We start from the raw sequence: 12,488 nt of genomic DNA, 5'->3' as shown, positions 1-12,488 counted from the left end.
GCCAACCGAAGGAGAACCCAACACCAAAATCTAAATCGACGTGCCAGCTCAACAATAAACCCCAGGGGCTTCAAAGCCCTTTTCTCTTAACCTGACTGGTACACTATTGCGCCGCTATCTGGCACATTTTCTCTCCGCCATTGACACGTTGGGCGGCGAGTGCATCGCGGCGCTAGCCGATGTCGCGCGGCGCGGCGATTTCGACGGGCTCATGCAGACGGTTCTGGCAAAATGGGGGCGCATCGACGTGCTGGTCAACAACGCCGGAATTTTGCGCTTGGGACCGATTGAAACAATTTCCGACGAGCGTTGGGATGAAACCATCGGTGTGCACCTCAAAGGCACGTTCAATTGCACCCAGGCGGTGTTGCCGGTGATGAAGCAGCAACGCAAAGGCAAGATCATCAACATCGCCGCGCCCTCGGCGCTGCGCGGTTCCTTCGGCGTCGCCGATTATGCGGCGGCCAAGGGCGGCATCATCGCTTTCACCAAAAACGCCGCCAATGAACTCAAGTCGTACAACATTCAGGTCAATTGCATCTCACCGGTGGCGGACACGCGCATGACCGAGGATCTGACGAAATTTCGCCGCGAGCAGTTGGGCATTCAAAAGCGCGATCGGGAGTTCGTCCCGCCGGAAGCGATCGCACCGGCATTTTTGTTTTTCGCGACCAGCGATTCCGATTATGTGTCCGGGCAATTGATCGAAGTCGGAAGAGTTTAGCCGCGGACAAAAGAAGTAACCACGAAGGTTGTATTCACCACGAAGGGCACGAAGGACACGAAGGTTTCGGATGATTGATATTCCGAACTTCGTGCTCTTCGTGGTGAAAAACTCTTTCACGCTTGGTTGCGGCTATACCGCATTAGGAACATTGTTGTTGATCGCTTACTTCTTCACACTGATGCGCCAGACTTTGTTGGCGCCGTCGTCGGCGACCAGCAAGGAACCGTCGGTCCAGACCGCGACGCCGACCGGGCGGCCGTAGACTTCGGCGGATTTCGGATTGGCCAGGAAGCCGGTGAGAAAATCTTCGATGGGGCCGCTCGGTTTGCCGTTTTGAAACGGTACGAAGGTCACTTTGTAGCCGACCAGAGTTGAGCGGTTCCACGAACCATGCATGCCGATGAAGGCGCCGCCTTGATAGCGCTGTGGGAATGACTTGCCGGTGTAAAATGCCAAGCCGAGGGGGGCGACGTGGGAGCCCAGGGCATAGTCGGGGCTGATCGCTTTGGCGACTAGATCGGGCCGTTGGTCTTTCTTGCGCTGATCTTCGTGCTTCCCGAAGTATGAATAGGGCCAGCCGTAAAAAGCATTTTCTTTGACGCCGGTGAGATAGTCCGGCACCAACTCATCGCCCAGGCCGTCGCGCTCGTTGACCACCGTCCATAATTGATTCGTCGTCGGTTGCCAATCCATGCCCACCGGGTTGCGCATGCCGCTGGCGAACACGCGCAGGGCGCGGCCGTCGGCGCCGATTTCCAAAATCGCCGCGCGGCGCGGATCTTTTTCATCGACGCGCTGTTCGTCGACGTTGGTCGCCGAGCCGACGGCGACGTAGAGTTTTTTGCCGGCGCGATCGGCGAGGAGATTTCTCGTGTAGTGGCCGCCCGCCGGCAAGGGCAAAATATTTTCGCCCTGGCGCTTGAGCTGGGTATCGCCGGCGCGGTAGGGAAAGGCCGCGACGCCGTCGGTGTGGCCGACGTAAAAGCGCTTGCCGATGAGCGCCATGCCGAAGGCCCTGTTGAGCTTGCGCGCAAACACATGGCGAGATGTCGGTTTGCCGCTCTGGTTCGAGTCGCGAAACAGCAGGATGCGGCTTTCCGGTTGGCGCAGGGACTCCATGACCAACACGTCGCCGTTGGGCAAGATGTAAATGTTGCGCGGGTTGTCCAAATCCTCGGCGAAAAGTTCGACGGTAAATCCCGCCGGCGCGCTAGGCTTCATGCCCTTGGGCCAAGGCACGATTGTGGAGGGCTTGGCGGCGGAGCGGGTTGCCCCCGGCGGCGGTAGGACCAACTGTTCCGCTGGACCGGTTTCTATCACTGGGCGATTGATTGTTTCAGCGCTAAAGCTTGGAGACGGAGAAAGGAAGACGGCAACCACAAAGAGCATGGTTCGACTACGCTCACCACAGGCTACGGACACAAGGTTTGGACGGAAGATGGTCATGTCCTGCGTCGAGTTTCTTTCTGCCGTGATCAAAAAAATGGCGGAGTCGGAAGATTCACCGCAAAGGGCGCACAAAAAACAATCGGAATATTTTCGGCAATAGTCGGTTGAAGGTTCATTCAAGAGGGGAAGGCACGCCTTGCCCCGACAAATCTAAATTCTTTTTTGCGTAGCTTTGCGTTTTTTGCGGCCAACTATTTTTTTGCCGTGACGCGCCAGACTTTGTTGCCGCTGTCGTCTGCGACCAATAGGGAGCCGTCGGGCAAGAGCGTGACGCCGACTGGGCGGCCGTAGGCTTCGAACTTGCTCTCGTCGGCGATGAAGCCGGTGAGAATATCTTCGATCGGGCCGGCGGGTTTGCCATTGGCGAACGGCACGAAAGCTAGCTTGTAGCCGACCATCTTGGAGCGGTTCCACGATCCGTGCATGCCGATAAACGCGCCGCCTTGATAGCGTTCGGGAAAAGCTTTGCCGTTGTAAAAAGCCAATCCGAGCGAGGCGGTGTGGGAGCCCAAGGCATAGTCGGGCTTGATCGCTTTGGCGACTAGATCGGAACGCTGGCCTTTTTTGCGCGGGTCTTCGATCTGGCCAAAGTAAGAATAGGGCCAGCCGTAAAACGCGCCTTCCTTCACGCTAGTCAGATAATCCGGCACGAGATCGTCGCCCAACAAGTCGCGTTCATTGACCACGGTCCACAGAGTTTTGGTTTTCGGCTCCCAATCCATGCCTACCGGATTGCGGATGCCTCTGGCAAATATTCGCATGCCGCTGCCGTCGGGATTGATTTCGATTATTCCAGCGCGCCGCTGATCTTTCTCCCAAACATTTTCTTCATCGACATTGGATGCCGAGCCGATGGCGACATAAATTTTCTTGCCGGTCGGATCGGCGATCAGCGTGCGCGTGTGGTGGCCGCCGGCCGGCAGGTCGAGAATTTTTTCGCCTTTGCCGTCGATTCTCGTCTGGCCGGCGCGATAAGGATAGCGCACTACGCCGTCGGTGTTGCCGACGTAGAACCAATTGCCGAGTAGCAACATGCCTTCAGGCATGTTCAGTCCGGTGAGAAAGGTTTCGCGTAAATCGGGCTTGCCGTCGTTGTCGGTGTCGCGGAATAGCGTGATGCGATTGGCCGATTTCTCCGGCCGGTCGGCGCGGCCGGGCCACTCGCGAATGCTCTCGACCACGAGGACATCTTTATTTGGTAGGACATAAGTTTCGCGCGGGTTGTCGAGTTTGTCGGCGAACAAGCTGACTTCGAAACCGGGCGCGGCTTTGGGGGTTCGGCCTTGGGGCCAACCGATCACTTTCGATTGGTTGCGCGCCGACGGCGTGTCGAACGGCGCCGGTAACTGGAGTTGATCGGCCGGACGGGTGCCGGCGGCGTAGCGGTGCGGCGTATCGTTCGCCAAGGTTGCGCAGGAACAGACCGCCGCAACCGCAGCTGCGAGCGCGAAGCGATGGAGAAAAAACTTAGCCATGATATTCGTCCTCCGTGATTTGTATATTCCGCCTTAGCGGCCGACCGATGGTGCCGCAATATACAACAATTGGTCCGCCGCGCAAAAGCATGAAGCACAATAATAAGGTTGTGCTCAACGGCGCTCCGTTCTAAGATCGCCGCCGATTCGGAGGAGAGCGGATGCACTATCGTGATTTGCGCGGCTGGTTGGAAGGCGTCGACTCGTTCGGCGAGTTGCGCGTTGTCGAAGGGGCGGACTGGAATCAAGAACTCGGCGCCGTTGCCGAAGTCGCGGCGCAGTCCAATCCGCCGCCGGCGGTATTGTTCGACAAGATCAAAGATTACCCCGCCGGCCGGCGCGTTCTCACCGGCATTCACAACCCAACGCTCAAACGCCAATGCTTGACTAATCATCTACCGCTCAACTACAGCCGCGATCAATTCATCGATGCCTGGAAAAAACGCTTGGACATGCCGACGTTGATACCGCCTCGGGTCGTCGACTCCGGGCCGGTCATGGAAAACGTTTTCGAAGGTAAAGATATCGATTTACTTTCCTTACCGGTGCCGCACTGGCATGAAGGCGACGGCGGCCGCTACATCGGTTCGCTGGACGCGACTATCAGCCGCGATCTCGACGACGGTTGGATCAATGTCGGTTGCTATCGCGTCATGGTGCATGACAAGGACACGTTGGCGCTTTACATGTCGCCGGGCCATCACGGCCACATTCATCGGCAAAAATATTTCGACAAGGGCCAGCCGTTCCCGGTCGCGATTAGCTTCGGTCCCGATCCGCTCTTGTGGTTCTTCGGCCAAATGGAAGTTCCCGCCGGTGAGTCTGAATACGATTACGCCGGCGGCGTGCGCGGCGAAGCCTATGAAGTGATTGTCGGTAAACACACCGGACTGCCGATCCCAGCGTATTCGGAAATCGTCATCGAAGGCGAAGTGATTCCCGGCACGTCGATACCCGAAGGGCCGTTCGGCGAATTCACCGGATATTACGCCGGCGGCTTGCGCGCCGAGCCGATGCTCAAAGTGAAGCGTTTGATGTATCGCAACGATCCGATCATCACCGGCGCGCCGCCGTTCAAACCGGCGCCGGGGGCGGAAAATAATTTGATCCGCGCTGCCTATATCTGGAATTACTTGGACAAGGCGGGCGTGCCGGACGTGCGCAGCGTCGCCTATCATCAGACGCGCTTGCTGGTCGCGCTGTCGATCAAGCAGCGCTATCCCGGCCACGCGCGCCAAGCGGCGCTGATCGCGTCGCAGTGCCGCGCCGCGGCGCTGCTCACGCGCTACGTGATCGTGGTCGACGACGATATCGACATCTGGGACACCAACGAACTGCTCTGGGCGCTGTGCACGCGCACCGATCCGGCCAAGGACATCGAAATCATCCGGCGCTGCTGGAGTAACCCCATCGATCCGATCATTCCGCCGAGCGAGCGCGGCTTTCAATCGCGCGGCATCATCGATGCTTGTCGCCCCTACGAATGGATCAACGAATTCCCCAAAGTTTCGGGCGCGAGCGCCGAGTTGAAAAAACAAGTGACGGAAAAATTTGGCGCGAGTTTGGCGGGGAAGAAATAAAATTGCCGTAGGGGCGCGATGAATCGCGCCCTCAGAAGATTCGGAATCGGATAATTAACCGCAAAGAGCGCAAAGGGCGCAAAAAAATTTTGGGATGGATTTCGATTGTAGGGGCAACCCCCCGTGGTTGCCCTTCTGAGTGGGTTTCGCTAGCAAGAACGTTATGAGTATTGACGCGGTTATTGTCGGGGCGACCGGCCGGTCGCCCTCGGGTTCGACAAAGGGCGCGATGAGTTTGTTGCTGCTAGTTCTTTTGCTCGGGATGGTGCTACCGGCGGATGCCCAGCAAACAAAACCGCTCGAGCCCGTGCGTCTCACCGTGCCGGCCAAGGCGCTGACTTTTGTTCCTTACTACTTCGGTAAAGCGCAGGGATTTTTCGCGCGCGAAGGCATCGATCTGGAGATCATCGTCATGCGCCCGCCGCTAGGTGTGACGGCGCTGGCTGCGGGCGATCTGGACTATTCCGCCGCCGGTGGACTATCTCTGCGCGCGGCGATGAAAGGTGTGCCGCTGCGTACCATCGCTTTTATTCAAACCCGCTTGAGTTTTAGTTTGATCGGCCAGCCGGGGATGACGCCGGCGCGGATTAAAAACGTTTCCGTGAGCGGCATCGGCTCCTTGGCGCACTATGCGGCAACGACGCTGATGAAAAAACTTGGCAACGAAAAGGTGGCGTATATCTCGACCAATACGACGGCGAACAGTTACACAGCTTTGTTGGCGAAAAGTAGCGACGCGGTGGTCTTGAGTCCGCCCTACACCTCGATGGCGACTCTCGGCGGTTTTCCCGATCTCGGTAATACCTACGACGTGCGCGATCTCCAGGGCGGCTTGGTCGCGCGGGTGAACCATATCAAAGAGCGCCACGAACAAGTCCGCGCCGTGATCCGCGCCACGTTGCGCAGCATGGACGCGCTGGTGAAGAATGAAGCCGAAGTGGTCGCCTATTTACAAAAGGACTTCGCTTTGGAGCCGCGGATCGCCGCGGATACCTATCGAATCCTCCGCCAAATCGTCAACGCCGACGGCGACATCGAAGAGCCCGTGTTGAAGAGTATCGTCGACAAAGTGCGGCAAGAGTCGGGTTATAGCGCCGAGATCCCGTTGGATCGGTTAGTCGATCTCACTTTGTTACGCGAAGTCAAAGCGGAGTTGCGCAAGAAATGAGTGCGACTGTTGCAGCGGCGCAGCGCGATGAGTTAGATTCCAGAAGTAATCGCAGATTGCATGGAGGTTGTATGAAAAAACTATTTCCGTCCGTTACCTTGGCCTTGGCATTGGTTGTCGGACCATCCCTCGCCTTTGCCGATTTGCCGGAGGCGAAAGCGAAACCGGAAAGCGCCAACGTCGTGGCGGCGCGCAAAGCCATCGCGGCGAAGGATTTCAAATCGGCGATCGGATTTCTGACTAAAGCGGTGCAGGAATCGCCCAACGATGCCGACGCTCATAGCATGCTCGGCTACAGCTACCGCAAGAGCGGGATCTTCGCTAAATCGATGGAGTCGTATCAAAAGGCGCTAAAGATCGATTCGGATCACCGCTTTGCGCATGAGTATTTGGGCGAGCTTTATCTCGACATGAATCAGCCCGACAACGCCGAGAAGCAATTGGCATCGCTCAAAAAAGCCTGTCCATGGTTTGGAAAATGCGAAGAATATGACGATCTGAAAAAAGAGATCGATGCTTACAAAGCGAGGAAGAAGTAGGGAGCAGTGATTGCGGCTAGTGATTAGTCGCTAGGCGTAAACGTAGTTTCGAAGGCGCCCCCAGCCTCTTTCCTCCCCCGCGTGCGGGGCAGGATGAAGGAGGGGAAGTGCTTGCAGAAAAGTTCGCTGTTACGATGAGGTCTTTTCATGGCGGAACAAATTAAAACGAAAATCGGTTTCGTGAGTGGCGGGTCGAGTAATATGCCGCACTACAGCAGTTTCACGCCGCTGGTGCCGCAGGATGTCGAGCTCGACTTCCAGGGGTTGAACCTTTACGGCAAGTCGCTTTACGAGATCGGCGACAAGAAGGAAATCATTCTTGGCCGGATCGAAGCATTTATCGCCGAGCGTAAGTGGGACGGATTGATCCTCACCGCCGCGCCGACCGAGGTGCTCAATCCCGGATTGTTCGACGATTTGAAAGCGGCGGTGACGATTCCCTTCACTACCGCGCTCAACGCTTGTGTCGCCGCGCTGGGCGTTTATTCCGCGCCGCGTGTGCTTTTGCTGACGCCTTTCGATGCTAAGTTAAATGATTTGATCGTTGCGCATTTGGCCAAGGCCGGCGTTACCGCGATCTCGCCTAATTCATTTGATGAACTCGCCGTTCCAAAGCGTATGACGCCGGACGAAGTGTTTGAACTCACCAAGAAGCATCTGGCCGCCGTCGGCAAAGTCGACGCGATCTATTTTCAAGGCGCGGTGCTCGATCCGATCAAGTGCTTGGAGCGGGTCGAGAGCGAACTGAAAGCCACCGTGATCGCCAGCAACCCGGCGATGCTTTGGTATGTGCTGTCGAAGCTCGGTAAGAAGTTTCCGATGACCGGCTACGGCCGCTTGATGCGGGAATGGCCGGCGCTGGGAGTTTAAATAAAGTAGTCGATCATTACATTCAAAACATTCGACGACTAATTTAACTACCTGCAAGTGACTCGAAGTTGTGGCAAAGGTTGATTCTCTTTAGATCCGATGGACTTTGAGCTTGTTGGCCCGATTCGAGAAATAGAACCGATCGCCGTTGGGCCACGGATCCGCGGATTGGCCCGGCTGCGGAGACGGTTCGGTCCCGGTCGCTGGCGAAAGTTGAAGGGAGTCGCTCGGGTTCGCCTGATCGATGGCACGATTCATACCGCTGAGGTACACTGGTACGAAGCTCACGGTATAGGCCGCAAAGAGTTCAAGATAAAGTTTCCGCTTTTAGATTAGTTATGAAGAAACGACCTAAGCAACAAGTATTGTTCGCAGTCTGCATCAACAACAAAAAGTACCAAGCTTCCCTCGATGTCGGAAAGCTGTACCGAATTGTTCCAGACGAGGAGGCCGAATCGCACGGCTACCTCCGCGTCGTTGATGAAAGCGGCGAAGACTATGGATACTCAGCCGACCGCTTTTATCGACTCGACGTGCCGCGCCCGCTAGAACGTGCTCTTCTCCGTGCTTCGACTTGAAGCGTGTCCCTCGCGTGATTCGCAGTGAAGCTGCTCCTCCTTGCATATTGGGTTTGCTTTTTTGTCGCAGATCCTAGCGCGCAGGACAAGCTGCGCATCGCCTGCGCCGGTGTGGATCATTCAGGAACGCGGCCTGCTCAAGAAATATAATATCAGCGCGGAAATAATTCAGATCAATGCCAGTCCGGCGGCGTTGCAAGCGATGGTCGCCGGCGATGTCGATTTGAACGTCACAGGCGTGACCAATCTGGTCAGCGCGCGGCTCGCCGGAATTGACGTGGTGATGTTGATGGCGGTGATGCCGACGTTTCCTAATCAGCTGGTGGCGTTGAAATCGATTAACTCAGTACAGGAGCTTAGAGGTAAGAGCGGCGGTATCAATCGTTTCGGCGCCTCCACCGATTTAGGAATTCGCCTGGTGCTGCGTCGCTTCGGCCTCGATCCGGAGAAGGACGTGAAGCTCATCTCCGTCGGCGGCACGGCGCAAGCGGTTGCCGCCATGGCAAAAGGTTTGATCCAGTTCGGTATCTCCACAGAACCTTTCGTCCGCGAAGCCGAGAAGGTCGGTTTCAAAACTCTTATCGACGTTGGCGCGTTGAAAATTCCATTTCATTGGGCCGGCGTGCTGTCGCGCGAAGTAACGATCAAAGCGCGGCGCCCGGTGTTCGCCCGCTTCGTGCGCGCGATGACCGAAGCGATTCAAATTTATAAAACTGAAAAAGAATGGACCAAAGCCGTCATTGGCAAATACCTGCGCACCAACGACGCCGAAAATCTCGAACGCACCTACAACAGCCCCCGCCCGCTGTTCCCCGAAGTGCCGCAACCAACGGTGGATGGAGTGAAGACCTTGCTCGACGATCTCACAGGAAAAACTCCCAAAGCTGGTGAGGCGAATCCGAAAGAATTTGTCGATGGGAGTTTTGTCGAGGAGATGGAACGGTCGGGGTTTATCAAGCAGCTTTATCGGAAATAGACGCCGTGTCGGTATGAACGCGGATTTCCGGGGAGGATTTCCGGGAGATTTCCAGGGACACAATTCTAATTTTCGGTGCCAATGAATCTTCGAAAAACTGCCCCTAAAATGATTATCCCAACGTCTTCTTCAACCACTCCGTCACAATCTTCGAAACTTTATCTTCCGCGCCGACATAAAAATGATCGCAGTTGGGAACGATCGCGACTTCGCACGGTGCTGGGGCAATTTTTCGCGAAAGCTTCGGCGGGATAATTTTCTTTTGGCTCTTGGTCGCCGCGGATGAAGAGAACCGGGCAGGTGATTTTTTTGCGTTCGCTTGCAGGTCCGAGGCGTTGGTCCGGTGGCCCAGGTTGATTACTTCGATACTTCAGGGTTAGAATTATGATATTCTAATCTTGAAGAACGTTTTGGAAACGCTGAATGCCAACGATCTTAAGGGTCGGCCCTTATCGATTCTTTTTCTATGCAGGCGATCGTGACGAGCCGCGGCATGTGCACATCGAGCGAGACGATCGGATCGCGAAATTTTGGCTCGAGCCAATTCGGCTGCAAACTAGCGGTGGTTTGTCACGCGTAGAGATTGCGCGAATTGAAAGATTGGTGAGCGAGCACCGAGAGGTTTTGATGGAGGTTTGGGATGAGTACTTCGGCAGTCGAAATTGAAATTCCCTTTGTTGAAAACGTTGCCGTATCGGACGACACGCTAACTGTGGACCTAAGCGATGGACGAAGTCTCTCCGTTCCGCTCGCATGGTTCCCGCGCTTAGCGCACGCGTCATTAGCAGAACGAAAGCATTGGCGTTTAATCGGCCGAGGCGTCGGTATTCATTGGGAGGATATCGACGAGGATATCAGTGTTGAAGGTCTGATAGCAGGGAGGGCGTCGGGAGAAAGCCAGGCGTCACTCAGCAAGTGGCTCGGGAAGCGTTCATCGCGGCCAACGACACGTACAACAAGGTCTCGCCGAAAGGCGTCGCGCGCCGGTTAGTCTTGTCAGTTGGGTGAACGGCGCGTCACCCGACTGACGCAAGAACCGTACTCTATGTCAAATGTAATACCCGACGTCTTATTCTAGCGTTTTCTTCAGCCACTCCGTCACAATCTTCGAAACTTTCTCCTCCGCGCCAACATAAAAGTGATCGCAGTTCGGCACGATCGCGACTTCACAGGGGCCGGGGCAATTTTTCGCGAAAGCTTCGGCCGGGTAGTTTTCTTTTGGCTCTTGGTCGCCGCGGATGAAGAGGACCGGGCAGGTGATTTTCTGGGCGTTCTCTAGCAGGTCGGGGGCGTTGGTCAGGCGGTCGAGAAATGTTCTTGCCGAGATCACCCACCACAAGGCGGGGATCAGCATGAGCTGTCTGGGTTTGCCCGCGGCGATGAGTGCCTCGGCGTCCTTTCTCTGATTCTCAACATCGCCGGCGAGTGAAAAGTTGCGCGCGGCGCGCTGGTGGACCATACGGTTGCCGCCGGTGTGGGCGGATAACAATATTAACGCTTTGGTTTCTGGATGATGCGCTACATGTTCACTGGCGAGCACGCCGCCGTTGCTGTGGCCGATGACGATCGGATTGGCGAATCCTTTGCTCGCTAAGTATTTCGCCACCACCGCGTTGTCTTCGACGCCTTCGGCGACGGTTTGGTAGGCACCGCCGACGCATTCGCGGCTGTCGAAAGTGCTCACCGAGTCGTGGCCGCGCCGATTGAAGGCGAGATATTCGTAACCCAACGCGGTGATGTGCGGCGCGAGGAAGCGCGCGGCGCAGACGTAGAAGTTCATCTGGTTGCCGTGGCAATACATCGCCGCGCCTTTGCTCGGCCCGTCGGGCGTGTAGTAGGCGCCGTCGAGCGGGTGCGTTGGCGTGTCGATTCTGATAAGTTCGGTGCGCATGGTGACTCCTTGCGGAAATGTTGGCGCCACTATGGCGCAGCTGACGAAAATTTCAAAGCATCATTTAGCATAGAGGGAGAATTCCATGGCGGAGAAGAAAGCCCCACCGTTTCGCGCCGATCATGTCGGTAGCTTGCTGCGGCCCGCAGCGTTATTGGAGGCGCGGGATCAGCGCGAGCGCGGCGAGATCGACGATGCTGCCCTGCGCGCCGTGGAGGATCTCTGCATTCGCGATGTTATCAAGATGCAGGAAGATATCGGCCTTCAAGCGGTCACCGACGGCGAGTATCGGCGTAAACTGTGGAACGTCGATTTCGTTCGCAAGTTTGAGGGTGTGTTGGTCAAAGAAGGTTTGGCCGAGGAGGCGGGTAAATCGTTTCAAGGCGGCGACGCCAACTTGCAGCGCTCGCCGACCCGCTTTGAAGTCACCGGTAAATTGAACCGCGTGCGTGAGCACGAGGTGGAGAATTTTAAATTCACTCAGTCGGCGACCAAAGTCACGGCGAAGTTGTCGATCCCGTCGCCTTCGGTGCTGCATTTTCGCGGCGGGCGCGGCGGCGTGAGCGCCGCGGCGTATCCGGAGATGGGACAGTTCTTCATTGACCTGGCGCGGGTTTATCGCGAGGAGATCCAAGCCCTGGCGGCGGCCGGCTGCACCTACTTGCAGATCGACGACACCAACCTGGCGTATCTGTGCGATCCCAAGATGCGCGAGGGCGCCAAGAAAATCGGTGAAGATCCGGACCAGCTGCCGTCGCTCTACGCCCATCTGATCAATGACTGCATCAAGGACCGCCCTGCCAACATGCTGGTCTATACGCATCTGTGCCGTGGCAACTTCGCCAGCGCATGGGTAGCCGAAGGCGGCTACGATCCGGTTGCGGAAGTATTGTTCAACGAGTTGAAGGTCGACGGCTACTTCCTCGAATTCGATTCGCCGCGCGCCGGCAACTTCGCGCCGCTGCGCTACCTGCCCAAGGGCAAGCGTATCATGCTCGGCTTGGTGACGACCAAAACCGGTGCGTTGGAAAATGCCGACGACCTCAAGCGGCGCATCGACGAAGCGGCCAAAGTCGCGCCCCTCGACCAGATCGGCATTGCGCCGCAGTGCGGATTCTCCAGTACGGTGTTGGGCAACAAGCTGACCGTGGCGGATCAAATCGCCAAGTTGACGCTCATCGTCAACGTTGCGCGAGATGTGTGGGGGAGTGTGTAAAGAGACTGCAACTTTTTCC

14 protein-coding genes are annotated in these 12,488 nt (G+C 56.6%); 11 read left to right on the top strand and 3 right to left on the bottom strand.

The features are described 5' to 3' along the window. Window positions 1-91 precede the first annotated feature (91 nt). The gene (locus EXR70_02605) at window positions 92-724 is read left to right on the top strand and encodes an SDR family oxidoreductase (protein MSP37371.1); all 633 of its coding nucleotides are present in this window, start codon (window positions 92-94) and stop codon (window positions 722-724) included. Window positions 725-889: 165 nt separating this feature from the next. On the opposite strand, the gene EXR70_02600 is transcribed toward EXR70_02605, so the two are convergent. Further along, window positions 890-2,116 carry a sorbosone dehydrogenase family protein gene (locus tag EXR70_02600; protein MSP37370.1) on the bottom strand — a complete coding sequence of 409 codons (1,227 nt, stop codon included), beginning with the start codon at window positions 2,114-2,116 and terminating at the stop codon, window positions 890-892. Window positions 2,117-2,367: 251 nt separating this feature from the next. Further along, on the bottom strand, window positions 2,368-3,651 hold the full coding sequence (locus EXR70_02595; protein ID MSP37369.1) for a sorbosone dehydrogenase family protein: 1,284 nt from the start codon (window positions 3,649-3,651) through the stop codon (window positions 2,368-2,370). Between the two features lie 161 nt (window positions 3,652-3,812). Here EXR70_02595 and EXR70_02590 point away from each other — a divergent pair, with 161 nt between their 5' ends. The 9 genes from EXR70_02590 (at window position 3,813) to EXR70_02550 (ending at window position 10,353) form a co-directional block, all read left to right on the top strand. Beyond that, the gene (locus tag EXR70_02590; protein ID MSP37368.1) at window positions 3,813-5,231 is read left to right on the top strand and encodes a UbiD family decarboxylase; all 1,419 of its coding nucleotides are present in this window, start codon (window positions 3,813-3,815) and stop codon (window positions 5,229-5,231) included. 163 nt (window positions 5,232-5,394) lie between these two features. Next, window positions 5,395-6,399: an ABC transporter substrate-binding protein gene (locus tag EXR70_02585; GenBank protein MSP37367.1), complete on the top strand. Its 1,005-nt coding sequence runs from the start codon at window positions 5,395-5,397 to the stop codon at window positions 6,397-6,399. Then, the gene (locus EXR70_02580; GenBank protein MSP37366.1) at window positions 6,396-6,938 is read left to right on the top strand and encodes a tetratricopeptide repeat protein; all 543 of its coding nucleotides are present in this window, start codon (window positions 6,396-6,398) and stop codon (window positions 6,936-6,938) included. Before EXR70_02585 ends, EXR70_02580 begins: the two co-directional genes overlap by 4 nt. A 147-nt stretch (window positions 6,939-7,085) precedes the next feature. Further along, window positions 7,086-7,808: a hypothetical protein gene (locus EXR70_02575; GenBank protein MSP37365.1), complete on the top strand. Its 723-nt coding sequence runs from the start codon at window positions 7,086-7,088 to the stop codon at window positions 7,806-7,808. A 99-nt stretch (window positions 7,809-7,907) separates the two neighbouring features. Beyond that, entirely contained in the window at window positions 7,908-8,144 is a 237-nt protein-coding gene (locus EXR70_02570; protein ID MSP37364.1) for a hypothetical protein, read from the top strand. A 2-nt stretch (window positions 8,145-8,146) separates the two neighbouring features. Next, window positions 8,147-8,386: a hypothetical protein gene (locus tag EXR70_02565; GenBank protein MSP37363.1), complete on the top strand. Its 240-nt coding sequence runs from the start codon at window positions 8,147-8,149 to the stop codon at window positions 8,384-8,386. Between the two features lie 40 nt (window positions 8,387-8,426). Continuing rightward, window positions 8,427-9,362 (top strand): ABC transporter substrate-binding protein, encoded by a 936-nt coding sequence (locus EXR70_02560; GenBank protein MSP37362.1) that lies wholly within the window; start codon window positions 8,427-8,429, stop codon window positions 9,360-9,362. A 423-nt stretch (window positions 9,363-9,785) separates the two neighbouring features. Further along, a complete protein-coding gene (locus EXR70_02555; protein ID MSP37361.1) occupies window positions 9,786-10,028 on the top strand; it encodes a DUF4160 domain-containing protein in 243 nt (80 codons plus the stop codon). Next, on the top strand, window positions 10,003-10,353 hold the full coding sequence (locus EXR70_02550) for a DUF2442 domain-containing protein (GenBank protein ID MSP37360.1): 351 nt from the start codon (window positions 10,003-10,005) through the stop codon (window positions 10,351-10,353). The genes EXR70_02555 and EXR70_02550 overlap by 26 nt, the downstream gene beginning before the upstream one ends. A gap of 78 nt (window positions 10,354-10,431) precedes the next feature. Here EXR70_02550 and EXR70_02545 read toward each other — a convergent pair whose 3' ends face one another. Then, complete coding sequence (locus EXR70_02545) at window positions 10,432-11,253, bottom strand: alpha/beta hydrolase (protein MSP37359.1); 822 nt, start codon at window positions 11,251-11,253, stop codon at window positions 10,432-10,434. A gap of 85 nt (window positions 11,254-11,338) precedes the next feature. Here EXR70_02545 and EXR70_02540 point away from each other — a divergent pair, with 85 nt between their 5' ends. Further along, window positions 11,339-12,469 carry a 5-methyltetrahydropteroyltriglutamate--homocysteine S-methyltransferase gene (locus EXR70_02540; GenBank protein MSP37358.1) on the top strand — a complete coding sequence of 377 codons (1,131 nt, stop codon included), beginning with the start codon at window positions 11,339-11,341 and terminating at the stop codon, window positions 12,467-12,469. The last annotated feature ends 19 nt before the right edge of the window (window positions 12,470-12,488 follow it).

The organism is Deltaproteobacteria bacterium, from assembly GCA_009692615.1.
Taxonomy (GTDB): Bacteria; Desulfobacterota; Binatia; order UBA9968; family UBA9968; genus DP-20.
This window is presented reverse-complemented; position numbering and strand designations above follow the sequence as displayed.

Coding starts and splice junctions, on each gene's coding strand:
- EXR70_02580 (MSP37366.1), top strand. CDS start 6,396: ATGAGTGCGACTGTTGCAGCGGCGCAGCGCGATGAGTTAGATTCCAGA.
- EXR70_02590 (MSP37368.1), top strand. CDS start 3,813: ATGCACTATCGTGATTTGCGCGGCTGGTTGGAAGGCGTCGACTCGTTC.
- EXR70_02570 (MSP37364.1), top strand. CDS start 7,908: ATGGACTTTGAGCTTGTTGGCCCGATTCGAGAAATAGAACCGATCGCC.
- EXR70_02575 (MSP37365.1), top strand. CDS start 7,086: ATGGCGGAACAAATTAAAACGAAAATCGGTTTCGTGAGTGGCGGGTCG.
- EXR70_02585 (MSP37367.1), top strand. CDS start 5,395: ATGAGTATTGACGCGGTTATTGTCGGGGCGACCGGCCGGTCGCCCTCG.
- EXR70_02600 (MSP37370.1), bottom strand. CDS start 2,116: ATGCTCTTTGTGGTTGCCGTCTTCCTTTCTCCGTCTCCAAGCTTTAGC.
- EXR70_02540 (MSP37358.1), top strand. CDS start 11,339: ATGGCGGAGAAGAAAGCCCCACCGTTTCGCGCCGATCATGTCGGTAGC.
- EXR70_02595 (MSP37369.1), bottom strand. CDS start 3,651: ATGGCTAAGTTTTTTCTCCATCGCTTCGCGCTCGCAGCTGCGGTTGCG.
- EXR70_02555 (MSP37361.1), top strand. CDS start 9,786: ATGCCAACGATCTTAAGGGTCGGCCCTTATCGATTCTTTTTCTATGCA.
- EXR70_02550 (MSP37360.1), top strand. CDS start 10,003: ATGAGTACTTCGGCAGTCGAAATTGAAATTCCCTTTGTTGAAAACGTT.
- EXR70_02545 (MSP37359.1), bottom strand. CDS start 11,253: ATGCGCACCGAACTTATCAGAATCGACACGCCAACGCACCCGCTCGAC.
- EXR70_02565 (MSP37363.1), top strand. CDS start 8,147: ATGAAGAAACGACCTAAGCAACAAGTATTGTTCGCAGTCTGCATCAAC.